This is a genomic window from Phenylobacterium sp. (assembly GCF_030697925.1).
GTDB lineage: Bacteria > Pseudomonadota > Alphaproteobacteria > Caulobacterales > Caulobacteraceae > Phenylobacterium.
This window is the reverse complement of record NZ_JAUYOJ010000126.1, coordinates 1-23,567: the sequence shown is the minus strand read 5'-3', so window position 1 is coordinate 23,567 and position 23,567 is coordinate 1. Positions and strand designations below refer to the sequence as shown.

The 23,567-nt window shown below is 67.7% G+C and carries 24 protein-coding genes and 1 tRNA gene; 11 read left to right on the top strand and 14 right to left on the bottom strand.

Annotated features, from left to right (window positions below; all coding sequences use genetic code 11):
* Window positions 1-89: 89 nt before the first annotated feature.
* The gene (locus tag Q8Q88_RS11535; protein ID WP_305675332.1) at window positions 90-860 is read left to right on the top strand and encodes an SDR family NAD(P)-dependent oxidoreductase; all 771 of its coding nucleotides are present in this window, start codon (window positions 90-92) and stop codon (window positions 858-860) included.
* A 400-nt stretch (window positions 861-1,260) separates the two neighbouring features.
* On the opposite strand, the gene Q8Q88_RS11530 is transcribed toward Q8Q88_RS11535, so the two are convergent.
* Window positions 1,261-2,259, bottom strand: coding sequence for an HNH endonuclease (locus Q8Q88_RS11530; RefSeq protein ID WP_305675331.1), 999 nt, complete (start codon window positions 2,257-2,259; stop codon window positions 1,261-1,263).
* A 234-nt stretch (window positions 2,260-2,493) separates the two neighbouring features.
* On the opposite strand from Q8Q88_RS11530, the gene Q8Q88_RS11525 reads away from it, so the two are divergent.
* The 4 genes from Q8Q88_RS11525 to Q8Q88_RS11510 all read left to right on the top strand — a co-directional run bounded on the left by Q8Q88_RS11525 (window position 2,494) and on the right by Q8Q88_RS11510 (window position 5,704).
* Window positions 2,494-2,700 carry a hypothetical protein gene (locus Q8Q88_RS11525; RefSeq protein ID WP_305675330.1) on the top strand — a complete coding sequence of 69 codons (207 nt, stop codon included), beginning with the start codon at window positions 2,494-2,496 and terminating at the stop codon, window positions 2,698-2,700.
* Window positions 2,701-2,900: 200 nt separating this feature from the next.
* Entirely contained in the window at window positions 2,901-3,605 is a 705-nt protein-coding gene (locus Q8Q88_RS11520) for a toll/interleukin-1 receptor domain-containing protein (RefSeq protein WP_305675329.1), read from the top strand.
* A 177-nt stretch (window positions 3,606-3,782) separates the two neighbouring features.
* Window positions 3,783-4,049 carry a DUF2924 domain-containing protein gene (locus tag Q8Q88_RS11515; protein WP_305675328.1) on the top strand — a complete coding sequence of 89 codons (267 nt, stop codon included), beginning with the start codon at window positions 3,783-3,785 and terminating at the stop codon, window positions 4,047-4,049.
* Window positions 4,049-5,704, top strand: a complete 1,656-nt coding sequence (locus Q8Q88_RS11510) for a recombinase family protein (RefSeq protein WP_305675327.1) — start codon at window positions 4,049-4,051, stop codon at window positions 5,702-5,704. The genes Q8Q88_RS11515 and Q8Q88_RS11510 overlap by 1 nt, the downstream gene beginning before the upstream one ends.
* 364 nt (window positions 5,705-6,068) lie before the next feature.
* Here the strand turns inward: Q8Q88_RS11510 and Q8Q88_RS11505 are convergent.
* The 3 genes from Q8Q88_RS11505 to Q8Q88_RS11495 all read right to left on the bottom strand — a co-directional run bounded on the left by Q8Q88_RS11505 (window position 6,069) and on the right by Q8Q88_RS11495 (window position 8,047).
* Window positions 6,069-6,158 (bottom strand) — tRNA-Ser (locus tag Q8Q88_RS11505).
* A gap of 72 nt (window positions 6,159-6,230) precedes the next feature.
* On the bottom strand, window positions 6,231-7,160 hold the full coding sequence (locus tag Q8Q88_RS11500; RefSeq protein ID WP_305675326.1) for a hypothetical protein: 930 nt from the start codon (window positions 7,158-7,160) through the stop codon (window positions 6,231-6,233).
* The gene (locus Q8Q88_RS11495; protein WP_305675325.1) at window positions 7,127-8,047 is read right to left on the bottom strand and encodes a lipopolysaccharide assembly protein LapB; all 921 of its coding nucleotides are present in this window, start codon (window positions 8,045-8,047) and stop codon (window positions 7,127-7,129) included. Before Q8Q88_RS11495 ends, Q8Q88_RS11500 begins: the two co-directional genes overlap by 34 nt.
* 131 nt (window positions 8,048-8,178) lie before the next feature.
* Between Q8Q88_RS11495 and msrA the strand changes: the two genes are divergently transcribed.
* From msrA to Q8Q88_RS11480, 3 genes are all read left to right on the top strand, one after another.
* On the top strand, window positions 8,179-8,832 hold the full coding sequence (msrA, locus tag Q8Q88_RS11490; RefSeq protein WP_305675324.1) for a peptide-methionine (S)-S-oxide reductase MsrA: 654 nt from the start codon (window positions 8,179-8,181) through the stop codon (window positions 8,830-8,832).
* Window positions 8,833-8,896: 64 nt separating this feature from the next.
* Window positions 8,897-9,232 carry an MmcQ/YjbR family DNA-binding protein gene (locus tag Q8Q88_RS11485; RefSeq protein WP_305675323.1) on the top strand — a complete coding sequence of 112 codons (336 nt, stop codon included), beginning with the start codon at window positions 8,897-8,899 and terminating at the stop codon, window positions 9,230-9,232.
* Window positions 9,229-9,567 (top strand): MmcQ/YjbR family DNA-binding protein, encoded by a 339-nt coding sequence (locus Q8Q88_RS11480; RefSeq protein WP_305675322.1) that lies wholly within the window; start codon window positions 9,229-9,231, stop codon window positions 9,565-9,567. The genes Q8Q88_RS11485 and Q8Q88_RS11480 overlap by 4 nt, the downstream gene beginning before the upstream one ends.
* Here Q8Q88_RS11480 and Q8Q88_RS11475 read toward each other — a convergent pair.
* From Q8Q88_RS11475 to Q8Q88_RS11460, 4 genes are all read right to left on the bottom strand, one after another.
* Window positions 9,564-10,271: a DUF599 domain-containing protein gene (locus Q8Q88_RS11475; RefSeq protein ID WP_305675321.1), complete on the bottom strand. Its 708-nt coding sequence runs from the start codon at window positions 10,269-10,271 to the stop codon at window positions 9,564-9,566. The two genes, Q8Q88_RS11480 and Q8Q88_RS11475, sit on opposite strands and share 4 nt — an antisense overlap.
* 4 nt (window positions 10,272-10,275) lie before the next feature.
* Window positions 10,276-11,604: an MFS transporter gene (locus Q8Q88_RS11470; RefSeq protein WP_305675320.1), complete on the bottom strand. Its 1,329-nt coding sequence runs from the start codon at window positions 11,602-11,604 to the stop codon at window positions 10,276-10,278.
* Between the two features lie 62 nt (window positions 11,605-11,666).
* On the bottom strand, window positions 11,667-11,825 hold the full coding sequence (locus Q8Q88_RS11465; protein ID WP_305675319.1) for a DUF3309 family protein: 159 nt from the start codon (window positions 11,823-11,825) through the stop codon (window positions 11,667-11,669).
* A 75-nt stretch (window positions 11,826-11,900) separates the two neighbouring features.
* Window positions 11,901-12,287 (bottom strand): DUF983 domain-containing protein, encoded by a 387-nt coding sequence (locus Q8Q88_RS11460; RefSeq protein WP_305675318.1) that lies wholly within the window; start codon window positions 12,285-12,287, stop codon window positions 11,901-11,903.
* A gap of 255 nt (window positions 12,288-12,542) precedes the next feature.
* Here Q8Q88_RS11460 and Q8Q88_RS11455 point away from each other — a divergent pair, with 255 nt between their 5' ends.
* Window positions 12,543-12,701: a hypothetical protein gene (locus tag Q8Q88_RS11455; RefSeq protein ID WP_305675317.1), complete on the top strand. Its 159-nt coding sequence runs from the start codon at window positions 12,543-12,545 to the stop codon at window positions 12,699-12,701.
* A 4-nt stretch (window positions 12,702-12,705) separates the two neighbouring features.
* Here Q8Q88_RS11455 and Q8Q88_RS11450 read toward each other — a convergent pair whose 3' ends face one another.
* Window positions 12,706-12,843, bottom strand: coding sequence for an entericidin EcnA/B family protein (locus Q8Q88_RS11450; RefSeq protein WP_305675316.1), 138 nt, complete (start codon window positions 12,841-12,843; stop codon window positions 12,706-12,708).
* 675 nt (window positions 12,844-13,518) lie between these two features.
* Between Q8Q88_RS11450 and Q8Q88_RS11445 the strand changes: the two genes are divergently transcribed.
* Complete coding sequence (locus tag Q8Q88_RS11445; RefSeq protein WP_305675315.1) at window positions 13,519-15,795, top strand: TonB-dependent receptor; 2,277 nt, start codon at window positions 13,519-13,521, stop codon at window positions 15,793-15,795.
* 254 nt (window positions 15,796-16,049) lie between these two features.
* On the opposite strand, the gene lepA is transcribed toward Q8Q88_RS11445, so the two are convergent.
* Window positions 16,050-17,855 carry a translation elongation factor 4 gene (lepA, locus tag Q8Q88_RS11440; protein ID WP_305675314.1) on the bottom strand — a complete coding sequence of 602 codons (1,806 nt, stop codon included), beginning with the start codon at window positions 17,853-17,855 and terminating at the stop codon, window positions 16,050-16,052.
* Between the two features lie 283 nt (window positions 17,856-18,138).
* Here lepA and Q8Q88_RS11435 point away from each other — a divergent pair, with 283 nt between their 5' ends.
* Window positions 18,139-18,771 carry a DUF1134 domain-containing protein gene (locus tag Q8Q88_RS11435; RefSeq protein ID WP_305675313.1) on the top strand — a complete coding sequence of 211 codons (633 nt, stop codon included), beginning with the start codon at window positions 18,139-18,141 and terminating at the stop codon, window positions 18,769-18,771.
* 5 nt (window positions 18,772-18,776) lie between these two features.
* On the opposite strand, the gene Q8Q88_RS11430 is transcribed toward Q8Q88_RS11435, so the two are convergent.
* The 4 genes from Q8Q88_RS11430 to rplT form a co-directional block, all read right to left on the bottom strand.
* Window positions 18,777-19,229 (bottom strand): VOC family protein, encoded by a 453-nt coding sequence (locus Q8Q88_RS11430; RefSeq protein ID WP_305675312.1) that lies wholly within the window; start codon window positions 19,227-19,229, stop codon window positions 18,777-18,779.
* Window positions 19,230-19,436: 207 nt separating this feature from the next.
* Window positions 19,437-21,869 (bottom strand): phenylalanine--tRNA ligase subunit beta, encoded by a 2,433-nt coding sequence (gene pheT, locus Q8Q88_RS11425; RefSeq protein WP_305675311.1) that lies wholly within the window; start codon window positions 21,867-21,869, stop codon window positions 19,437-19,439.
* Window positions 21,870-22,044: 175 nt separating this feature from the next.
* On the bottom strand, window positions 22,045-23,169 hold the full coding sequence (pheS, locus tag Q8Q88_RS11420; RefSeq protein WP_305675310.1) for a phenylalanine--tRNA ligase subunit alpha: 1,125 nt from the start codon (window positions 23,167-23,169) through the stop codon (window positions 22,045-22,047).
* A gap of 116 nt (window positions 23,170-23,285) precedes the next feature.
* On the bottom strand, window positions 23,286-23,567 hold a 282-nt coding region (rplT, locus tag Q8Q88_RS11415; RefSeq protein WP_305675309.1), incomplete at its 5' end, for a 50S ribosomal protein L20.

The following is a 23,567-nucleotide window of genomic DNA, read 5'->3' as shown; positions in this document are numbered from 1 at the left end:
AACGCGCAATCGTTCGCCCCCTGTCCGGAGGCATATCTGCAGTCGAGGGTGACCGGAGCTGCCAGAACTCGCACGGAAGGAGTCGGCCAGTGGATCTGCAGTTGAAGGGCAAGGCGGTGATCGTTACCGGCGCCTCCCGCGGCATCGGTCGCGCCATCGCGGAGGCCTTCGCGGATGAGGGCGCCGACGTGGCGATCTGCGCGCGGAACCCGGAACAGGTGGCCGAGGCGGTCACCGCGCTGCTGGCCAAGGGCGTCCGGGCGTGGGGTCGGGCGGTGGATATCGCCGATGGGGCCGCCTTGAAGGCCTTCGTCGAGGCCGCCGCCGCGGCGCTGGGCGGCGTCGATGTCGTCGTCTGCAACGCGAGCGCCATGGTCCAGGGCAATGGCGAGGCCGCGTGGCGGAGCCTCTTCGAGGTCGATACGCTTGGCGCGGTGCGCACCTTCGAGGCGGCGCGGCCGCATCTGGAAACCGCCGCCGGGGCCTGCGGCGACGCGGCATTCCTCCTGATCGGATCCACAGCGGCGGCGGAGACCGAGGCGCCGAGCGCCTACGGCGCTCTGAAGGCGGCGCTCGTGCATTTCGCCAAGGGGATCGCCCGGGAAGGCGCCGCCAAGGGGGTGAGATGCAACGTCGTGTCGCCCGGTACGGTGTTCTTCGAAGGGGGTGTGTGGGCCCAGGTCAGATCGGACCATCCGGCGCTGTTCGAGCAGACCCTGAAGCGCAATCCGACCGGCCGCATGGCGACCGCGGAGGAGATCGCAGCGGCGACGGTCTTTCTGGCGAGTCCCCGTTCGGCCTTCACCACGGGCGTCAATCTGGTGGTCGACGGCGCGTTGACCCGCCGCGTCAACTTCTAGAGCGGCAACGTATCAGCGCGCCAATCCCAACACCGCCTTGCGCCGGTCGCCCTGAACACGAGGCAGCGAAGAGTGCGCTGACGCGCTCCGGTCGAGACGATCTGCGGCACGTGAAAGGCCAATTGGCTGGTATTGAGCCGTCGGGGTCGCCGGCCAGCTCAGTTGCTGTGCAATCCCGGCACACGCACGTGGGAGTGCGCCGGGACTGGCAGAAACCGTGGAAGGCGAAGCCGGCCGCGGTGCTGTCAGGTTAGCCGCACAATTGGCCACGCAAACGATTATTAGGCCACTCGCGGCCTGCCGGGGTCGCTGTGTGGGTGCTGAAAATTCTGCGCGTCGGCGTCGGAGCCGAAATGCAATTGTGGCGCTAACCTGACATCACCGCATCAGCCATCTAGCGTTATGCGAAATCAGAGCTAGGTTCGGGCGCCGCGGTCCGGGCCGCCACCAGCGCCTTGAGCTCCTCCATCGTCAGCCACGGCCGCTTGGCGTGAACCATGCGATGGCAGTTGGCGCAGAGCACGGCGAGCTCGCTCAGCTTGGTGCGCGCGCCGGGCTGCAGCGTCTCCAAGGGCTTAGTGTGATGCACCTCGATAAAGCCCACGCCCCGTTCGCCATAGGCGGCGGCGAAATCAAAATCGCAGGCCTCGCAGGTCAGCCGGCCGTGCTGCGCGAGCGCTTGCGCCTTGCGCTTGTTCGGCAGATCGCGGTCGCGTTCCCGATAGTGGTGCAGCCGCGTCAGCACGGCGCCCTCGGCGGCTTCGGCGTCGGCGCTTGAGTCGGCCAGGGCGGCGATCTCGGGCGCTCGCTCCAGCACCCGCCGAATGGCGCCGGCGACAGCCTTTAAGTGCGGTCGATCGGCTTCGAACTCCGTCCAAATCTGCTTCTCGAGCCGGCCGCCGTGCGGCAGACCCTTGCGGCCACTCGCCAGGTATTCCGGGTCGAGGCCTTGGAAGTTGCCGAGTTTCATCGAAACGCCGGCCGGGTTGCGCAGGGTCTTGCGATCCAGCTCCGTCGCCGGCCAAAGCCGATTGAGCAACACCGACAGCTCGCCGACCACGGCGCTGTGCTCGTCGGCCATCGGGTTGTCGAAGTAGAGGTCGAGGGCGAGGATCAACTCGTCGCGGGTCCAGTTGGGATTCCGCGATCGCTTGGTTTCGGCGGCCCTGGGGGCGGCGATCACGCTCGCAGCGGTGATCTCGAAACCGGGTCTGCCGCCGTCACAGGACGGGCAGCGGCGGATGGCGATGTCGCTGCCGTTCGCCCCGTACACCTGGGCGCAGCGCTGGCATTGCAGCACATAGATCTGTTGGCCGTGGTCGGTGCCGGGGAGGCCGGTGGGGCCGAGAACCCTTTGGTCGTTGGGATTGATGAACCCCGCCTGCGTGCTGAACGCCATCGTCTTCCTCGTCTCGCCGTCGCCAAGGGATGGCCTCGCGTCGCCCCGGGTGTTTCGGGCCGGGCCAGCATCGCCAGCGACTCAGCGGCAGCCTTTACGCGAAAAAGCTTGACTGTGGTGAAGTAAAGTGATAGTATAGATTGAGGTTGGAGATTGTCTCCGACCTAACTTCACGTGAAACGCTCGCGTCAACCGTCGAGGTAATTATGTAAACATGAACAGGAATAACAATCAATGTCTAACAGTTTTATAGAAGATATCTTCAATTCTCAACAAGCCCGCAATGGCGGCATCGTCCGCCGCAGCCTCGCGTGGGTCGAGCGCTTCGCCTCGGTGTTCGCGTTGAAGGCCGAGGTTCAGCGTCGCGGCTTTCATATGGTGATCTCCGGCGATCAGGCGGTCATCTTCTGCAACGATGGCGATATCGCCATAGCGTGCTGACTGGTCGGGGTCGGAGCATGTCTTCGACCCCTCCCGCTCTTACACGCGGCGCAATTCCAACGCCCGTGACCTACTCCGCGTCAATGTCGCTTAAGGTTGACTGACATCGCGACTCAACGTGCTCCTTCGAGGATCTCACACTCGTCGATTTTTGACGACCTGCGTCCGGGCGCCCAAGGGCGACCCAGCTGACAGTAAGGATGATCGGCGAGGCAAACGTGCCAAAAACCATTGCCACTGACGAAGTCCTTGTATTCGTTTCCTATTGTCACAAGGACGCCAAGGCGCGGGAGCAATTCGACATTCATTGCGCTCAGCTCAAGAGGGAAGGCGTTCGATTTTGGTTTGATGGCGACATGATCGCCGGCGCCGAAATCGATCCCGACATTCGGCGCGCCCTACGAACGGCGGACGTTTTTGTCGCGTTGGCGAGTCCCGACTATCTCCACTCAACCTACTGCTTCGAGAGGGAGTACGGCCAAGCGCTTCGCAAGGCTAAGCGTGGAAAGGTCCATGTGGTCGTTGCGCTGATCAAGCAGTGCCAATGGCGGCACACTCGGATGGCTCACTACAAGCTGCTTCCAAGAGACGCCAAGCCGGTCGCCCAATGGGTACCCCGCGGGGATGCCTACGAAAACATCGTGGAGGGCCTCCGCGACGTTGTTCAGGCAGTCCGCAACGCGAGGGCGGGCGTCAAGAACGCCGCGCCAGCTGTCGGCGCGGCTTCCGCAAAGCACGTCGCAAGGCCGCGGGTAAAGGCCAGTGCAGCACCCGCCAAGCCGAAGAAGCCGGCGCCTGTTCGTGTGAAGCCGCGGGTTGCGAAAAAGCCGGCGCCAAAGAAGGCGCTGACCGCGAGGCCACGATCCAAGACCCGAGCCAAGGCCCCGCGAAGGCCCGGCAAGTAGGGCAGGAGTTGCTGCTATTCCCATCCCTCGCGAATGTCAGTGCGATGGCAGTCGGGGCAGTGGACGGGTGACGTGGCTTGCCGATTTTCTCGGAGACGTTGAGCCTCCTCGCGTGACAGCGCTTCCGCCTCAAATTGCCGCCCGCAATTGTTGCATCGAAACCTCCGTCTCTCGCTCATGCGCCACCTTCACGGCTCTCGCTGTGGAATAGCGCGCAGCAATACTGCTCGCCAAAGTGTAAGAGTTGTCACGATTCTTGAACCTTCGGTACGAGGTCGTCAGTATTCGCGGGTTGTCCACCGGCGGCGTACGTTCGTCCCGCGTGGCTACGTGCACCAAGGGCGGACGTACAAGAGCCTCTCGGCCGTGGCGCGCGCCATCACCGGCACGCGCTGGAATGGGCCTAGGTTCTTCGGCCTGCGCAACGCTGGGGAGGCCGCCTGATGGCGAGGCTCGCCACAACGCCGGGGGTACGATGCGCCGTCTACACCCGCAAGAGCAGCGAAGAGGGGCTGGAGCAGGCCTTCAACAGTCTGCATGCCCAGCGAGAAGCCTGCGAGGCCTACATCAAGTCGCAAGCGGGCGAAGGCTGGACGTGCAGGCCGGCGGCATACGATGACGGCGGTATCTCCGGCGGCACCATGGAGCGTCCGGCGCTGCAGCGGCTGTTGGCCGACATAGAGCGCGGCCTGATCGATTGCGTGGTCGTCTACAAAGTCGATCGGCTCACCCGCTCGCTGACCGACTTCGCCCGGATCATCGACGTCTTCGATCGCAAGGGTGTGTCGTTCGTTTCGGTCACCCAGGCCTTCAACACCACCACCAGCATGGGGCGTCTCACCCTCAACGTGCTGCTATCGTTCGCTCAGTTCGAGCGAGAGGTCACCGGCGAGCGGATCCGCGACAAGATCGCCGCTTCCAAGAGGAAGGGCATGTGGATGGGCGGCGTGCCGCCCTTAGGCTACGACATCCCCAAGGATCAGACCTCGCGGGCGCTGGTGGTCAATTCGGCCGAAGCCGAGCAGGTCCGCGACATCTTCCGCCGCTACCTGCGCCTAAAATCGGTCAATGCGGTTCGGGATGAACTCGCCCGCGACGGGCAGCGGTCCAAGATCTGGACCACCCGCAGCGGCCGGCATATGGGCGGCGTTGCGTTCAACACCGGGTCGTTGTTCCATCTGCTGCGAAGCCGCGTCTATGTCGGTCAGATCGTGCACGGGGAGGAGCGCTACGCTGGCGCGCATCAGGCCATCGTCGAGCGCGACCTCTTCGAAGCCGTGCAAACTCAGCTCACAGCCAACGCTCGCGTGCGCCGGGCTCGTCCGACCGCGGCGGCCACGCTTCCGCTGCAGGGCCGCATCTTCGACGCCGAGGGCCAGCGGATGGGGCCGACCTTCGCCTACAGCAAGAGCGGCAAGCGTCATGCTTATTATGTCTCGGTCCCGCTGCAGCGGGCGATCAAATCGGGCCCCGAGGTCATCGGCCGCCTGTCGGCTGGGGCATTTGAAGCCCTGGTGCTGGAACGTCTGCGTGGCCTGAGCGCCAATCCCGACGCTGACTGGCCTGACTTGCTGCCGATCCTTAGGCGCATCGATGTCGAAGCTCATGGCCTGCGCCTTAGTCTCGACCGCACGGTTCTCCTGCAGAGCGGCGGCAAGGCGGCGATGAGCCAGCTGCAGTCGCGTGTGGTGGCCGGTGATCAGCTCGCATCCGACACACGCAACGCACACACTTTGCAGCTTATGGTCCCGGTGCGGCCGGTGTTTCGCGGGGGACGCACGTGGATGGTGCGGCCGGACGGCCAGGCCGCGACCGCGCGAGCTGCGCCCGACCGGCAGCTTCTGAAGGCTTTGGCCCAGGCGCACGCCGCCTTAGCGGCGAGTGATGCGGCGCCGTCGATGTCGGCTGAGCAGTGGCGCAGGGCTCGCAGCTTGCCGGAGTCCTACCTGCGCAAGATGGCGGGGCTGGCGTTCCTCGCGCCGGACATCCAGCGATCGATGCTTGAGGGCCGCCAGCCGGCAGGCCTGACCGGTCAACAGCTGATGCAGCAGGGTGTGCCCCTCGCCTGGGCGGATCAGCGCGAGAGGCTCGGGTTTTAGATCGGAACGCGTTCCCGGCTTTTCCCTGATAAGCGGCTTCGAATTCCCAGTTGCTGAGCGGCGTCGACTGACGCGCCAGCTACCACGCGGCTTGCAAGCTGTTGACGACATGCCGGTTATCGGCGTGGGCCGCTCCGGGCGGCGTGTTCCCGCGCGAACAAATTCCCAGCTAATCCCGGATAAACCGGGAATTTGGCAAACCGGAGTGCAGCTATTCGGTTCGGAGACGCAACGGGAGTTTTCGGCGACTTGGACGCAAAGTCGCGCTTTGAGCCTGTCGCCTTTACAGATGGGCGGGAAATAGCCGGCCATTTTTCGACGGTTAGCGCCGCCCGTCTGGCGAGAGCGGCGATTGCCATGTCGGTGGCGGTGAGAGAGGGATTCGAACCCTCGTTACGGTTTCCCGTAAACACGCTTTCCAAGCGTGCGCGATCGACCACTCCGCCACCTCACCTCACCGAGGGTGGCCTTGGCCCCCAGCGGAAGGCGCGCAATATACTCATGACGGCCACGCGGGCAAGCGGCGTTACAGCGCGGCGGCCAGGGTTTTGGAATCCAACAGCGAACGGCGCTCGGCGCGGCGCAGGCGGGCCTCCAGGACCGGGGTCCGCGCCTGCCACCGGGCCAGTCGCGCACGGGCGTCCGGGCGGGCCTCGCGCAGGGCCTGGGCGATGTCGGCCAGGTCGCGATCGGCGCGGCGCAGGGCCGCGCGTTCGGCAGTGAGGCGGGCATAGCGCTCGTCGAGCAGGAACAGCCGCGCGCGGGCGGCGGTGACCAGGAAGACGGCGGTCTTCGCGTCCTCGGCGGCTTGGGCGGCGGCGACAGCCCGGCGGACGTCGGCCATCAGGTCCTGGACGGCGACGGGGCGGGTCGCGGCGGCGGGGCAGGCCTGCGGGCCGAGCACGCGGACATAGTCGGCCAGGCCCTGGAGTACGGCGGGCGAGGGCTCGGGGCCGTCGAACTCCTCGACGATCAGGCCGCGGACGAAGGGAGCGACATCCCCCGGCGCCACCTTCAGCGCCGCGCGCGGTCCCGAGAGATCCGGAATAGGCTTGGGATCGTCCACCCCGTTGCCGCGGTGCGACGAGAACAGCGAGGACGTGACGTCGGCGGTGCCCGGCGCGCCGGAGATCCCGGGGAAGCGGAAGTCGGGATTGGCGCGGCCGGCGCGGTGGCAGCTCTCACAACTGATCCCGGCCCGCGCCGCCTGGCCGCCCAGCAGCAGCGGCGTGCGAAAGGCGGCGCGGCCGACCTCCACCGATCGCGCCAGGGCGGGATCGGTGGGCAGGGCCAGGCATTCGGTCGGCTCTCGGGTGAGCAGGGCTACGGGATCGGCGCCCAGCGCCAGCCAGCGCATCGCCGCCAGCGGAACGTCCGCCGCTGGGGCGGCGCCCGCCGCAAGCAGGGCGGCGGCCAGCCCGACTACTGGGTGGGTTCGCCGCCGGCGTCGATCCAACGGCGCAGCTCCTCGGCCTCGGCGCAGCCATAGGCGCAGGACCGGTCGAGCCGGGCCAGCATGACCTTGGCGCCGTCCACATCGCCGCGTTCGACCTTCAGCTCGCCATAGTACTCGGTCGCGCCACGATGCTGAGGCGCGATGGCCAGGGCCTGGCGGTAGTAGGTCTCGGCCCGGTCGAGGGCCCCCTTCTTGCGCCAGGCATAGCCCTGGTAGGTGAGCACGTCGGGGTGCGGGCCGAAGGCCTCGCGGGCCCGGTCCAGCGAGGCCAAGGCCTCGTCGTAGCGCTTCTCGTTGATCAGCCCGACCGCCTGCAGATAGGCGCGGTCGCCGGCCTGGGCGAACAGCAGGGGCCTCTGCAAGGCGGCGTTGGGTGCGGCGGCCTTCGCGCTCTCCACGGCGGTGAGCGCCGCCTTCAGCGCCGCGGCGTCGCCACAGGTCCCGGCGCAGGCGTCGGACTTGGCCTTCAGCCAGTCGAGTTGCTCCTGGACCTTGGCGTCCTTCAGCCCCGCCAGCGAAAGCCCCAGGCCCTGGCGTGCGGCGATGTCGTCGGGCCCGTGCTTCACGGCCTTTTCGTAAGCCCGTTTGGCGCCCTTGAAATCGTTCTGCGCCAGGTTGGCGACACCCAGCAGGCGCCAGGCCTCTGCGCTGGTGGGTGCGGCCTCGACCACCCGCTTGAAGGCCTTTTCGGCGTCCTTGTAGTTCTGGCCGTTCAGGGCCGAGACGCCCTTGGCGTATTCAACGGCCGGATCGTAGGTCGGGCCCGAGGCCGAGGGCATGTCCATGCCGCCGCCTCCGCCACCGCCGCCGCCCGCGGCGAACGCCGCGCCGCCGAGCGCTAGGCTGAACGCCGCGCCGGCTGACAGGATCTTACGAAACCGCGTCATGTCGCGTCCTCCCTAGGGACTTTCGCCAAGCTTGCCACGAAATCCGGCCGTCGTCAGCCGACGCCGACGAGTGCAATCGCCACCGACTGCTCCTATGTTGGGATACCCGATCGCGAACAGGCGCCATTATCATGTTCTTCGGCAAGAAGCCCCTCGACCTGCCCACCACGGCGACCGCCCTGCCGGGCCGCCAGAGCCCGCTGCCCACCGCGGAGACCCACTTCATCAACGGCCGCCCGCTGAAGGGTCCTTATCCCGACGGATTTGAGCTGGCGCAGTTCGCCATGGGCTGTTTCTGGGGGGTGGAGCGCAAGTTCTGGCAGGTCCCCGGCGTATATGTGACCGCCGTGGGCTATGTGAACGGCGTCACGCCCAACCCGACCTATGAAGAGGTCTGCTCGGGCCGCACCGGCCATACCGAGGCGGTTCTGGTGGTCTATGACCCGCGCGTCGTGACCTACGAGGACCTGCTGAAGGTGTTCTGGGAAGGCCACGATCCGACCCAGGGCATGCGCCAGGGCAACGACATCGGGACCCAGTACCGGTCCGGCATCTATCCGTATAACGACGCCCAGGCCTCGGCCGCGGCGGCCTCGCTCGCAACCTACCAGCAGGCGCTGGCCGACAAGGGCTATGGCCCGATCACCACCGAGATCGCCGAGGCCCCGGAATTCTTTTTCGCCGAGGACTACCACCAGCAGTACCTGGCCAAGAACCCGGCCGGCTATTGCGGCGTGGGCGGCACCGGCGTGACCTGCCCGATCGGCGTCGGCGTCCAGGCGTGACGCCGGAGGCTTTCGGCGCCGCCGGGCTGACCTGCGAGTCCCGGGTCGAGCTGGGCCTGCCCGCGTGACCCGCGCCGAGCTCGAGGCTTTCGCCATGGGCCTGCCCGCGGTGACCAAGGTGATCCAGTGGGGCGGGTCCGACGTCTTCAAAGTCGGCGGCAAGGTCTTCGCCATTTCCGGCGACGTCTCGGTGTCGTTCAAAGTGACCGAGATCGCCTTCGTGGCCCTCACCGAGACCGGGATCGGCCGCCAGGCGCCCTATTGCGCCAAGGGTCAGTGGGTCGCCGTCGACACCGCTTCGGTCTCCGACGCCGACCTCTCCTCCTGGCTGACCACCGCCCACGGCCTGATCGCCTCCAAGCTGACCAAGAAGGCGCGCGCCGAGCTGGGCCTGGCGTGACGCCCTCGCAGTTCGAGGCCGCGGCCCTCGCCCTGCCGGCGGCGACCAAGGTCGTGCAGTGGGGCGGCGCGCGGGTCTTCAAGATCGGTGAGCGGATCTTCGCCATAGCGGGCCTGGGCGGGGCGATCTCGCTCAAGGTCACCGACCTGGCCTATGAAGTGCTCGTCGAGACGGGTCAGGCGCGGCCCGCCCCCTATCTGGCGCGGGCCAAATGGGTGGCGTTCGACGAGATCGAGAGTCTCGACGACGGCGAGGTGACCGACTGGCTGAAGACGGCCCACGCCCTGGTCGCGGCCAGGCTGACCCGCGCCCAGCGGACTGAACTCGGCCTCTAAGGCTTGTCGAGCAGGCGCCGCACCTCGGCGATGGCGCGGGCGGCGGGTGAGCGGCGCTGGCGGGTCACCAGCAGGGCCACGGCCAGGAAGGTCAGCAGCAGGAAGACCTGCGGGCCGAACAGCCAGCCGGCGGCCGCCAGTGCGAAATAGTAGCCGCGCACGCCGCGATTGAATGACGACAGCGCCGGGTTCAGCAGCCGGGCCGCAGCCTCGCCATACGGTTCGGTCGAGGGGCGATCCTCAGTCTCCGGCGCCGCGCCGATCACCGCCAGGCAGTAGTTCATCTGGCGGATCGACCAGATGAAGTCGAGCAGCCCCCGGGCCAGGGTCAGGACCACCAGCGCCACCTGGGCCTCGAAGAGCAGGCGCGAGGAGGTTTTCAGCACCATCAGGCTCGACGCACTCTCGAAGGTCCGCTCGCCGCCGAACAGGGCGCCGGCCGCCGCGGCGATCAGGATCAGGTTCGACGAGGCGAAGAAGGACGCCGAGTTCAGGGTGTGGCCGAGGATCTGACCGTCCATGAACTTGTTCTCGCGCCCGGCCATGTTGCGCATCCAGGCCAGGCGGATGACGGTCATGTCGGTGTTGATTAGCCCCTTGCCGCGCGCGACGGCCTTCAGCAGCGGCTCATAGGCCAACCAGGCGACCGCGAAGACCGCGACGGCGACGATGTCGAGCGGGGTGAGGGCGTCCAGGAACTTCATCGGCTCAGTCCTCGTTGATCAGGCTCTCGCGGTTGGTGTTGCGCAGCCGCAGCGCCACCAGGAAGGCCAGCGTCATGATCGCCGAGACATAGATGTAATAGCCGCTCTCCATGCCCTCCTTCTTGAACCAGAGGGCGGCGTACTCCGCGGTGCCGCCGAAGATGGCGTTGCCCATGGCGTAGGGCAGGGCCACGCCCAGGGCGCGGACATGGGCGGGGAAGAGCTCGGCCTTCACCACGGCGCTGACCGAGGTGTAGCCGGACAGGATCACCAGCAGGAAGGTCATCAGGCCGAAGGCCGCCAGCGGCGCCTCCGCGCGGGCTATGGCCGACATCACCGGATAGGTGACGATCATGCCGCCGGCGAAGGCGAAGGCGATGGTGCGGTTGCGGCCCACCTTGTCGGAGAGGAAGCCGAACAGGGGCTGGGCGCACATGTAGAGGAAGAGCGCCGCCGCGGTGATCGCCGTGGCGGTGTCCTTGGCGAAGCCCGCCGTATTGACCAGGAATTTCTGCATGTAGGTCGTGTAGGCATAGAAGGCGAGCGAGCCGCCGGCGGTCAGGCAGAAGATCATGGCGCTCTCGCGCGGGTAGTTCAGGAACAACAGCATGGTGGTCGAGCGGGGCGCGCCCTCGGCCTTGGCGGCCAGGAACGAGGCGCTCTCGTCTAGGCCCAAGCGGATCCAGAACACCACCACGGCCAGCAGGGCGCCGATGACGAACGGGATGCGCCAGCCCCAGGCCTCCAGGTCGGCCTTGTCCATGAACTGCTGCAGCAGGATCAGCACGCCGAGCGCCACCAGCTGGCCCATGATCAGGGTCACGTACTGGAAGGACGACCAGAAGCCGCGCCGGGCGCGGCCGGCCATCTCCGACATGTAGGTGGCGCTGGCGCCGTATTCGCCGCCCACCGACAGGCCCTGCAGCAGGCGGGCGAGCAGCAGGATCACCGGGGCCCCGGCGCCGATCATCGCATGGTCGGGCGCGATCGCGATCATCAGGGAGCCGGCGCACATCATGGCCACGGCGAGGGTCAGGGCCGCCTTCCGCCCCGCCCGGTCGGCGTAGAGGCCCATCAGCCAGGCGCCCACCGGGCGGGCCAGGAAGCCCACGGCGAAGATGGCGGCGGCCTGCAGCAGTTGGGCGGTCTGATCGCCCTTGGGGAAGAAGTGGGGCGCGAAATAGAGGGCGAAGGACGAGTAGGCGAACCAGTCGTACCACTCGACCAGATTGCCCGCCGACCCGCCCAGGATCGCCTTGGCGCGAGCGAGCGGGGTGAGGCCGGGCGTCAGGATGTCCCTCGGCGCCTGGGTGTCGACCCCTGTCTCGCTCATGCGCTCTCCCCCAAAGTCTGTCCGGGGGAGACGTTAGGGCGCCTCGCGGCCAGCGCGAAAGTCTAGATGCGTCCCATCAGGACCAGGATCAGCACGATCACCAGGACCAGGCCAAGACCCCCGGAAGGGAAGTACCCCCACGAGCGCGAATGGCCCCAGGTCGGTAGGGCGCCGACCAGGAGCAGGATGAGGACGATGAGTAGAATTAAGCCTAGCGACATGGTCGTTCGTCTCCCTAGCAACCCCGACGGACGTCAGGCGGGACGAACGGCCCTCCAAGGCGAAGGTTCCAAACCTTAACGGCGCGGGTCGGGGACGTCGGCGATGTGCAGGGCGGCCTCACCCTCCTTGTGGGCGATGGCGTAGAGCAGGCCGATGAAGGCGCCCTTGACCCTCGGCAGCAGGGCGAGGGTCACGATGGCCAGCGGGATCAGGGTCGCCGGCAGCACGTACATGGTCGGTGCTTCCCAGATGATCGAGAAGAACAGCAGCGGCGCGACGATCAGGTGGCCGACGATCAGGATGGTGAAATAGGCCGGACCGTCGTCGGCGGGATAACGCGCCAGGTCGTGGCCGCAGGCGTGGCAGCGCGGCTCCACCTTGAGATAGCTCCAAAAGAGCTTGCCGTCGCCGCAATGGGGACAGCGGCCTTTCAGACCCCGGAACATCGACTGGACGAACATGTTACGTCGCTCGAAAAAATGATGCTTGGCCGTATGCGCCCCATAATCCCACGTGGGAAGCGTCGTGGCTGTCGCAGGTGAGAACGGGTTCGGCCCAACGCTCGTTCCCGTCAGGGATTGATCTGAGGCGCGGCGAAACGTCCTATCTTATCATGGGCTTATTTCAGGTTGTGGCGCACACCGGCGCATCTGGCCGCGGGCTTGCGGAACGGACCTGAGGCCACATCTCTTGATGGTGCGCAGAGGAGCTTCGCCATGACCCCCGAAGACCGCGACCCGCCGACCAAGAAGCCTGTCCACGGCCACACCGGCCCCACCACGGCGGCGGAGGACGGCGCGCGCGAGACGCCCGCTGTCCCGGCCGAGGATGCGGCGAAGATCGCCGAGGCCGCGTCCCGCGAAGAGGACGCCTGAGCGCCTACTTCTTCATGTCGTCGGCGGCGCTGGTGACCGCCTTGCCCGCCGCCTGAGCGTCACGGCCGATGCCGGCGACGGTGTTGCAGCCGGCGGTCAGCAGGGCCGCGGCCGCCACGGCCAGGATGATCGTCTTGCGCATGTGTTTGCTCCCTGAAAGACCTCGCCGTCATGGCCAAGCTTCAGGGCGATTTCTAGGCGGTGTCGGGGGCGGGGGCAATTTTGTGATGTCGAACTCCACCACCCGTGTCATCCCGGTTTGCGAAGCAAGACCGGGACCCATAGACGCCGAGACCGCCGGATGTGGCCAGAGCCGCGGAAGGCCATGAATCATCAGGTATTTATGGGTCCCGGATAGCCGCTGCGCGGCTTCCGGGATGACACGCCTTGGTACGACGCCCTAGGTGAGATCGATATTCAGGAGTCTCAGGGTCTGAGACGCCTGATTCATAGGGCTCCGTTGGTTGGACGGAGCCCTATTGACGTCGGTGAAGCGTTACGAGTTGAGCCTGGTTCAGTGGGACCGGATTGCGCCGCTGCTTCCAGGGAAGGCAGGGAGCCAAGCCGTACGGCCTCTGACAACCGTCATCGGCCGGGCAAGGCGTCGCCTCGCATCCCGATCTTCCCGAACCTAAGAGTTGCACCTTATTTATTTTAGGTACAAAATATTGAGGTATGAAATAACGAGCGGGAAAGCCCCGATCTCGTATGGGCATTCAACTAGTGGGGAAGGTCGATGAGGCGAGCCGAAGGTGCGCAGTTCGATACGCATGCGCCAAAAACTGACAACGCTATCGTGTTCAGAGGCGGGCGACTCTTGGCGGGCGCCTCGGCGCTGGGGCTGGTCGTCGGTCTGGGCGCAGCGAGCCCCGCCTCGGCGCAGGAAGGGCTGAGCATCGAGGAAGTCGTGGTCACCGCCCGCAAGTTCGAGGAGAGCTTGCAGGAAACGCCGGTGGCGGTGACCGCCTACACGGCCGAACTGATCCAGGCCCGCAACATGACCGACGTGCGCGACCTGACCAATGCGACGCCGAACCTGATCATCCAGACCTCGGGGGTCAACGGTAGCTCGCAGACCCCGGCGGTCTATCTGCGCGGCCTCGGCCAAGCCGACACCGTGCTGACCGCTGACCCGGCGGTGGGGATCTATGTCGACGGGGTCTATGTCGCCCGCAATGTCGGCAGCATCCTGAACCTGGTCGACCTGGAGCGGATCGAGGTGCTGCGCGGCCCGCAGGGGACGCTGTTTGGCAAGAACACCATCGGGGGGGCGATCAGCCTCGTCAGCAAGAAGCCGGGGCGCGACTTCGCCGCCCAGGCCGAGGCGACGGTCGGCGACTATGCACGCTGGGGCGCCAAGGCTTCGGTCAACCTGCCGGTCGGCGAGACCCTGGCCTTCCGGTTGGCGGCCTACGCCAACCGGCAGAACGGCTACATCAAGCTGGCCAACTATCCGGGCCGCGAGTACGGCGACGAGAACGTCTGGGCGGTGCGCGGCCAGGCGCGCTGGACGCCAACCGAGGACCTGACCGTCGACCTCGCCGTCGACTATTCGTCGACGCGCAACACCGGCGCGCCGCAGGTGCTGCGCCAGACCTTTCCCAATGCGGCCACCGGCTTCGCCTTCAACCGCTTCTACAGCGGCAATCCGGCCTCGTGCCTGAGCCCGGTCGGCCAGGCGACCAACCCGCAATGCTTCGGCCCGGTGCAGGTCCCGCGCGACCCCTACGTCTCCAACGCCCGCTTCTTCGACAAGCAGCTGAACGTCATCGAGCCCACCAACAAGTTCGACGTCGCCGGCGTCAACCTGACCATCGGCTGGGACTTGCCGATCGGCCACCTGCAGTCGATCAGCGCCTACCGCAACCTGCGCAGCGACTACACCTTCGACGGGGGCATGTTCGGCCAGCTGTTCTTCCAATCGACGGCCGACCGCCAGGATTCCGACCAGTACAGCGAGGAGCTGCAGCTGTCGGGGAGCGCGCTGTCGGACAAGCTGAATTGGATCGTCGGCGGCTATTACATGTACGAGGAGACCTTCGGCCACGTGGACGTGCTGTCGCCGTTCATCACCCTGATCCTGGGGCCGAGCTTCTATCCGGTGCTGACCGACAACCACGGCGACACCCAGACCTACAACGTCGCCGCCTTCGGCCAGGCGACCTATGACGTCGCCGACTGGCTGCACGTCACCGGCGGCCTGCGCTGGACGCGGGAGAAGAAGGAGGCCTCGATCGTCCTGCTGCCGCAGGTGCCCGGCGGGCTGAAGGGCGAGCTGACGGTGGAGAAGGTGACGCCGCTGGTCTCGGTCAGCGCCGACGTCGCGCCAGGGGTGATGGTCTACGCCTCGTACTCCGAAGGCTTCCGCAGCGGCGGCTTCCCGCCGCGGATCATCGGCCGGTTCGCGAGCTTCCCGACCTATGGCCCGGAGAGCGCGGCCAGCTACGAGCTGGGGGTGAAGGCGGACCTGTTCGACCGGCGGGTGCGGGCCAACTTCGCGGCCTTCACCACTTCGTTCGAGGACTTCCAGTCGTTCGCCACCCTGGCCAATCCCAGCCCCGGCGATCCCGGCTTCGGCACGGTGATCAACGCTGGCGACGCCCGCATCGAGGGCTTCGAGCTGGAGGCCACCGCGCTGCTGACCCGAAGCCTGCGGCTCGAGGCCTCGGTCTCGCGCCTGGCCGCCAAGGTCATCCGGGTCGACCCGCGGGCCAACGAGGGCGGCGCGCCGATCACCTCCGGCCGCATCCTGCCCTACTCCCCGCCGTGGAAAGCCTCGCTCGGCCTCTCCTGGCGCCACGAGTTCGAGAACGGTAGCGAGCTCACCGCGCGGGTCGATGCGGCCTACACGGACCTGATCTACTTCTCGCTGGGCAATACGTCGGCCGGAAGCCAGAAGCCGGTGACGGCGCTGAACGCCGGCCTGACCTACGCCTTCCCGGACCAGCACTGGGAGATCGTGGTCGCCGGCAAGAACCTGACCGACGAATACTTCTTCACCAGCGGCGGAGCGGACACGTCCGTGACAGGAACCTCCACCGGCGTGCTGGCGCCGCCGCGGACCCTGATGGCCACGCTGCGCTGGAAGTACTGACAAAAAAGCGCCCGGGGACGAACCCCGGGCGCGTTCCTTCTTCGCCGTCGGCCGCTACGGCTGTTTCCGCGCCAGGCTGCCTGTTTTGACCAGCCAGTCGCGGGCAACTCCCGCGACAGTTTGGGCAGCACGTAGCTGTCGAGGATGATCGTCCAACCCGCCCAGCCGCGCCCCGTGCCCCGGTGACCAGCTTGGCGGCCGGCACGGCGCGAAGGCGCTCGAGCACGTCCGGCGCCTTGTCGCAGCCGGATCGGCTAGTCCGCGTCCATCTTCAGCGCGGCGATGAAGGCTTCCTGCGGGATCTCGACCTTACCGAACTGGCGCATGCGCTTCTTGCCGGCCTTCTGCTTGTCCAGCAGCTTGCGCTTGCGGCTGGCGTCGCCGCCGTAGCACTTGGCCGTCACGTCCTTGCGCAGGGCGCGGACCGTCTCGCGGGCGATGATCCGGCCGCCGATGGCCGCCTGGATCGGGATCTGGAACATGTGCGGACTGATCAGGTCCTTCATCTTCTCGACCATGCCCCGGCCCCTGGCCTCGGCGCGGTCGCGGTGGACCAGCATGGACAGCGCGTCGACGGGCTCGGCGTTGACCAGGATCGACATCTTCACCAGGTCGCCGGTGCGATAGCCCTCGATGGCGTAGTCGAAGGAGGCGTAGCCCTTGGAGACGCTCTTCAGCCGGTCGTAGAAGTCGAACACCACCTCGTTCAGCGGCAGGTCGTAGACCACCAGGGCGCGGGTCCCGACATAGGAGAGCTCGCGCTGCTCGCCGCGGCGGTCCTGGCAGAGCTTGATCACCGAGCCGAGATATTCGTCCGGCGTCAGGATCGTCGCCTTGATCCAAGGCTCGGCGATGGTGGCGATCTTCACCGGGTCGGGCAGGTCGGCCGGGTTGTGCAGCTCCATCTCCGAGCCGTCCGTCAGGCCGATCTTGTAGACCACGCTGGGGGCGGTCGCGATCAGGTCGAGGTCGAACTCGCGGCTGAGGCGCTCCTGGATGATCTCCAGGTGGAGCAACCCCAGGAACCCGCAGCGGAAGCCGAAGCCGAGCGCGGCGCTGGTCTCCATCTCGTAGGTGAAGGAGGCGTCGTTGAGGCGCAGGCGGCCGATGGCGGCGCGCAGGTCCTCGAAGTCGGCGGCGTCCACCGGGAACAGGCCGCAGAACACCACCGACTGGGCCACGCGGAAGCCCGGCAGGGCGGTCGCCGTCTGGCGCTTCTCGTCGGTGATGGTGTCGCCGACCGCGGCGTCGGCCACCTGCTTGATCTGGGCGGTGATGTAGCCGATCTCGCCGGGGCCGAGCTCGGCCACCTCGGTCTGCTTGGGCTTGAAGACGCCGATGCGGTCCACCTGATGGGTGACGCCGGCGTTCATCATGCGCACCTTCATGCCGGACTTCAGCACCCCGTCCAGAACACGCACCAGGACGACGACGCCGAGATAGGCGTCGTACCAGGCGTCGACCAGCAGGGCCTTCAGCGGCGCGTCGCGGTCGCCCTTGGGCGGCGGCAGGCGGGTGACCACGGCCTCCAGCACGTCGGCGATGCCCTCGCCGGTCTTGGCCGAGCAGAGGATCGCCTCCGAGGCGTCGATGCCGATCCGCTCCTCGCGCTGCGGGCGGTTGCGCTCGGGCTCGGCGGCCGGCAGGTCGATCTTGTTGAGGACCGGGACGATCTCATGATCGTTGTCGATGGCCTGGTAGACGTTGGCCAGGGTCTGGGCTTCGACCCCCTGGCTGGCGTCCACCACCAGGATCGAGCCCTCGCACGCCGCCAGCGAACGGCTGACCTCGTAGGCGAAGTCCACGTGGCCGGGGGTGTCCATCAGGTTGAGGACATAGGTCTCCCCATCCTTCGCCTTGTACTCCAGGCGGACGGTCTGGGCTTTGATGGTGATCCCGCGCTCGCGCTCGATCTCCATGTTGTCCAGGACCTGCTCGGTCATCTCACGCTTGGTGAGGCCGCCGGTCTCCTGGATCAGGCGATCGGACAGAGTCGACTTGCCGTGGTCGATATGGGCCACGATGGAGAAGTTGCGGATGTGGGAGAGGGGCGTCGTCATTGTGGGCGGGCTTTAGCACATTCCGCGCGACTGGCGAGACCGGCGCCTTTCTTCCTCCCCTGCGGAGCGGGGGAGGGGGACCGCCCGAAGGGTGGGGGAGGGGGCGAGACCGGACGCCGAGCTGAGGCCGCCCCCTCCACCGCGTCGCGGTGCCCCTCCCCCCTAAAACGTGGGAGGAAGAAGCCCACCGCGCCGCCATGGTTAATCCACCGTTAAGCCTGGTCGCCGCATTCATGCCGCCTGGGGATGGGAGGCTGCCCAAGCTCTAAAGGATACGAACGCCATGGATCGCCGCACGCTCATCGCTTCCAGCATCGCCACGCTCGCGAGCGCCGGCTGCGCCGCCGCCCAGCCGCGCGACCCCGCCGGAAGCCCGCCGGCGCCGAGCCCCAGCGCTTCCGCCAGCCCCAGCTATCCGGCCCAGGGCCCGGCCGAGACCTATTCGCGCGAGGAGCTGATCAACACCGCCTCCGACTTCCTGGGCGTGGCCGCCGAAGCCGCGGGCGGCGCCATCGAACGCGCCTTCGAGGACAATGGCCGGCCCACCGCCTATATCGCCGGCGAGGAAGCGGCCGGGGCCATCACGATCGGGGCCCGCTACGGCCGCGGCCTGCTCTACATGAAGAACCGCGAGCCCATCGAGGTGTTCTGGCAGGGCCCGTCGGTCGGCTGGGACCTGGGCGGCAACGCCAGCCGCGTCTTCGCCCTCTGCTACAATCTCCAGTATCCGGAAGTTATCTTCCAGCGCTTCCCGGGCGTCGAGGGCGCGGCCTATCTGATCGCGGGCCTGGGGGTGAACTACCTGCGCTCCGACGACGTGACCGTGGCCCCGATCCGCGCCGGCGTCGGCCTGCGGCTGGGCGCCAATGTCGGCTATCTCGGCTTTTCCCGCACCCGGCGGATGCTGCCCTTCTAGGGCCGCTAGCGCTCGTCCAGGCTCGCCCCGACCCGCTGGCTGGCGGTGTCGAACAGGCCGCGGCCGGGCACGTGGTTGAGCTCGAGGCGCACGCCGTCGGGATCCTCGAACAGCACCGCGTAATAGCCCGGCGCCCAGGGTTCGTCCTGCGGCGGGTGGACGATCTTGGCCCCGATCGAGACCAGGAAGACGTGGAGTTCGTCGACGTCCTGGCGTTCCCGCGCCCGCCAGCAGTGGTGGTGCAGGCCCACCCGGTACTGTGCGAACCGCGCCCCGGCGTGCTCGGGATCGGGGCGCCGGACGCCGAACCCCGTGCGGCCGCCGACGCAGTAATAGGTGTCGACGCTGTCGGCGACTTCTCGCAGGCCCAGGAAGGGCAGCAGTTTGCGATAGAATGCCACGGACGCCTCGAAGTCGCCCGCGGTGATGAAGGTGTGCGCGACGCCGTTGATTTCCATGGGCGCCAGGAGGCCATGGTGACGTCAGCGGAAGTCAAATGGCGAGATCGGCGCGCTTCAACCCCCTCTGTCACGTCGCCCAAGAGGGCGACGCGCCACCTCCCCCAAACCGCGCTGCGCGCTGGGGGAGGATCTAGGAGACTCCGATCCAGATGCTCCCCCTCTGGGGGAGCTGGCGGCGAAGCCGACTGAGGGGGACTTTGACCCCTACCCCCGCAGCTTCGCCCCGAGCGCCTTCTCGGCCGCGGCGACGACCTTGGCCGAGAGGGCCTCGATCTCGGCGTCGGTGAGGGTCTTTTCGCGGGGCTGGAGGGTGATCTCCACGGCCACCGACTTGGAGCCCTCGGCCACGCCCGGGCCCTGATAGACGTCGAAGACCCGTGCATTGGAGATCAACGCCTTGTCGGCGCCGGCCACCGCGCGGACCAGGTCGCCGGCAGGGGCGGCGGCGTCGACCACGAAGGCGAAGTCGCGCGACAGCGGCATCAGGGGCGAGAGCTCCAGGGCCGGCTTGGACTTGGTGGCCTTCCGCTTCGGCTCGGGGATGGCGTCGGCGATCAGTTCGAAGCCGTAGACCGGGCCCTCGACGTCCAGCGCCTTCAGGATGCGCGGGTGGAGCTCGCCGAACTCGACGAGCGTGGTCTTACCCAGGCGCATGGCGGCCGAGCGGCCCGGATGCCACCAATCCGACAGACCGCCCTGGGCGGTCTGCAGCGAGGCGACCGGCGCGCCAAGGTCGTCCAGCAGGCTGAGCAGGTCGGCCTTCAGGTCGAACAGGGCGTCGACAGCCACTCCGTCCCAGCGCCGGGGCGGGTGCGGGGCGACGATCGCGGCGATGGCCGTCACCTGGCCGGCGGGGGTGTCGTCGGCGTAGAACGGGCCGATCTCGAACAGGGCCACATCGGCGAAGCCGCGCCGGGCGTTGCGGCCCGCGGCCTCGATCAGGCCGGGCAGGATCGAGGGCCGCATGCAGTCGAGATCCGCGGCGATGGGATTGGTGATCACCAGGGCCTCGGCGCCGCCGCCGAACAGGGCGGCGGTCTCGCGCTTGGTGAAGCTCCAGGTCACCGCCTCGGCGTAGCCCTTGGCGGCCATGGCCCGGCGCGCCGCGCGCAGGCGGGCCTGGCGTACGGTCAGGACGCCGCCGGCCGGCTTGGCCATCTCCGGCAGGGGCAGGGCGGGCAGGGCGTCATAGCCCTCGATGCGCGCCACCTCCTCGACCAGGTCGGCCTTGCCCTCCACGTCGCGCCGCCAGGATGGCGGGAAGACGAGGTCGCCTTCCTGATGGAAGCCGAGGTCGCGCAGGATGTCGTCGATGCGCCGGGGCTGCAGGTCCAGACCCGAGAGCTGCCGCACATAGGCGCGGTCGAAGGCGATCGGGGCCGGCCGGGGCAGGGCCTGCCCCGCCACGACGATGTCCGACGGTTCGCCGCCGCACAGGTCCAGGATCAGCTTGGTGGCCAGCTCGATCCCCGCGACCAGGCTCTCGGGATCGACACCGCGGGCGAAGCGGTACTGGGCGTCGGAGGTGATGCCCGTCGTCCGCCCGGTCTGGGCGGTACGGATCGGGTCGAACCAGGCGGCCTCGAGGAAGACCTCGGTGGTGGCCTCCGAACAGCCGGTGGAGGTCCCGCCCATGATCCCGCCAAGGCCGATGGGGCGTTTGCCGTCGGCGTCGGCGATGACGCTCATCTCGGCCGTGATGTCGTAGGTCTTGCCGTCCAGCGCGATGAGTTGCTCGTCGCTGTGGGCGGTCGGGGTGGCGTGATCGGCGGAGACTTCGCCGCCGCCCCCGCGCCGACCCAGCCGGGCCTCGATCACATCGCCGACCATCAGGGCGCGGTCATAGACGTGCAGCGGCCGCGCGCGGTCGTAGGTGATCAGGTTGGTGACGTCGACCAGGGCGTTGATGGGCCGCAGGCCGACGGAGATCAGCCGCTGCTGCAGCCAGGCCGGGGACGGCCCGTTCTTGACGCCGCGGATCAGCCGGCCGGCGAATTGCGGGCAGGCGTCCGAGCCGTCCAGGCGGATGGCGACCGGGCAGGGGAACTTGCCCGGGACCGGCTCGACGCCGACGTCCTTCAGCACGCCCAGGCCCGCGGCGGCCAGGTCGCGGGCGATGCCGACCACGCCCAGCCAGTCGGGACGGTTGGGGGTGACCTCGAAGTCGATGACCGATTCGAGGCCAAGCGCCTGGGCGGCGGGCGTCCCGACCGCCAGGCTGTCGGGCAGCTCCATGATGCCGTCGGACTCGCTGGCGGACTCCAGTTCGGAGGCCGAGCAGAGCATGCCGTTCGACACCACGCCGCGCACCGGCTTCTCGGCCAGGGTCACGCCCAGGCCCGGCACGTAGGCGCCGATGGGGGCGTAGATGGTGGTCAGGCCCGGCCGCGCGTTGGGCGCCCCGCAGACGATCTCCTTGCGGCCGTCGACGGTGTCCACCTGGCAGACGCGCAGGCGGTCGGCGTTGGGGTGCGGCGCGGCCTCGACCACCTTGGCCACCGAGAAGGCGGCGAGCTTGGCGGCGGGGTCATTCACCTGCTCGACCTCGAGGCCGGCCATGGTCATGGCGTCCACCACCTGGGCGGCGGTGGCGTTGGTCTCGAGGTGTTCCTTGAGCCAGGAGAGGGTGAATTTCATCGTCTCAGCTTCCTAGATCCTCCCCCAGCGCGCAGCGCGGTTTGGGGGAGGTGGCGCGTCGTTTCTTCAGCGACGCGACGGAGGGGGTTGAAGCGCGCCGAAGGAGTCAAAGTCCCCCACAGTCCGCTTCGCGGACAGCTCCCCCAGAGGGGGAGCATCTGATCTTGGCGCAGGCTCAGGATAGCCCCGTCGCCGGGTTCGGCGCGGCGTAGGGGCTGAAGCCGTAGTGTTCCAGCCAGCGCACGTCGCTGGCGAACATGTCGCGCAGGTCGGGCATGCCGTATTTCAGCACCCCCAGCCGGTCGACCCCGCAGCCGAAGGCGAAGCCCTGCCAGACGTCGGGATCGAGGCCGACATTGCGCAGCACGTTGGGGTGGACCATCCCGCAGCCGAGGATCTCCAGCCAGTCGGAGCCCTGGCCGATCTTCACCTCGCCGCCGGAACGGTCGCACTGCACGTCCATCTCGGCGCTGGGCTCGGTGAACGGGAAGTGGTGCGGGCGGAAGCGGGTGACCACGTCCGGGGTCTCGAAGAACCGGCTGAGGAAGGTCTCCAGGGTCCACTTGAGGTGACCCATGTGGATGGCCTTGTCGATCACCAGGCCTTCGATCTGGTGGAACATCGGCGTGTGGGTCTGGTCGCTGTCCTTGCGGAAGGTCCGGCCGGGCACGATCACGCGGATCGGCGGCTCCCTATTTTCTGTAGGGGGGCCATTGGCGATCCAGGAGGGCAGCTTCTCGTTGACCCGGTGCATGACGCGCACCTGGACGGGGCTCGTATGGGTGCGCAGCAGCTTGCGCTCGCCGCGCTCGTCCTCGGGCAGGAAGAACGTGTCGTGCATCTCCCGCGCCGGGTGCTTGGGCGGGAAGTTCAGCGCGGTGAAATTGTTGAAGTCGGTCTCGATGTCTGGGCCCTCGGCCACCGAGAAGCCCATCTCGGCGAAGACGGCGATCATCTCGTCCATCACCTGCATGGTGGGGTGGACGCTGCCCTTGCGCCGCGGCGGGGCGGGCAGGGTGAGGTCGACGCGCTCGGCGGCGAGCTTGGCGTCCAGCTCGGCGGCTTCCAGGGCCGCCTTCTTGGCGACGATCGCCGACTGCACGCGGTCGCGCAGGCCGTTGATCAGCGGCCCGCGTTCGCGGCGCTCGTCGGGGTTCATGGAGCCCAGCGACTTCAGGAGCTCGGAGATCGAGCCGGACTTGCCGAGCGCGGCGACGCGCACGGTTTCGAGGGCCGAAAGGTCGGAAGCGCCGTCGACGGCGGCCGAAAGTTCGGCTTCCAGTTGGGTGAGATCGGTCATGACACGGCTGCTTTAGAGGGACGGTCGGTTTGCGGGAAGAGGGCAGCAAAAAGCCCTCCGGCGGATCACGCCGGAGGGCTCTTGAATGCTTGCGGAGCAGAAGCTCCCAAACGACCTCAAGCCAGCGCGGCGTGAACCTTGTCGGCGATGGCCTTGAAGCCGATCGGGTCGTTGCCCGCGATGTCCGCGAGGACCTTGCGGTCGATTTCGATCCCGGCCAGATCCAGGCCGTGGATAAATCGGGCGTAGGTCAGGCCCTCGATGCGGGCCGCGGCGTTGATCCGCTGGATCCACAGCGAACGGAAGTTGCGCTTGCGGACCTTGCGGTCGCGATAGGCGTACTGGCCGGCCTTGTCGACAGCGGCCTTGGCCGTGCGGATGGTGTTCTTGCGGCGGCC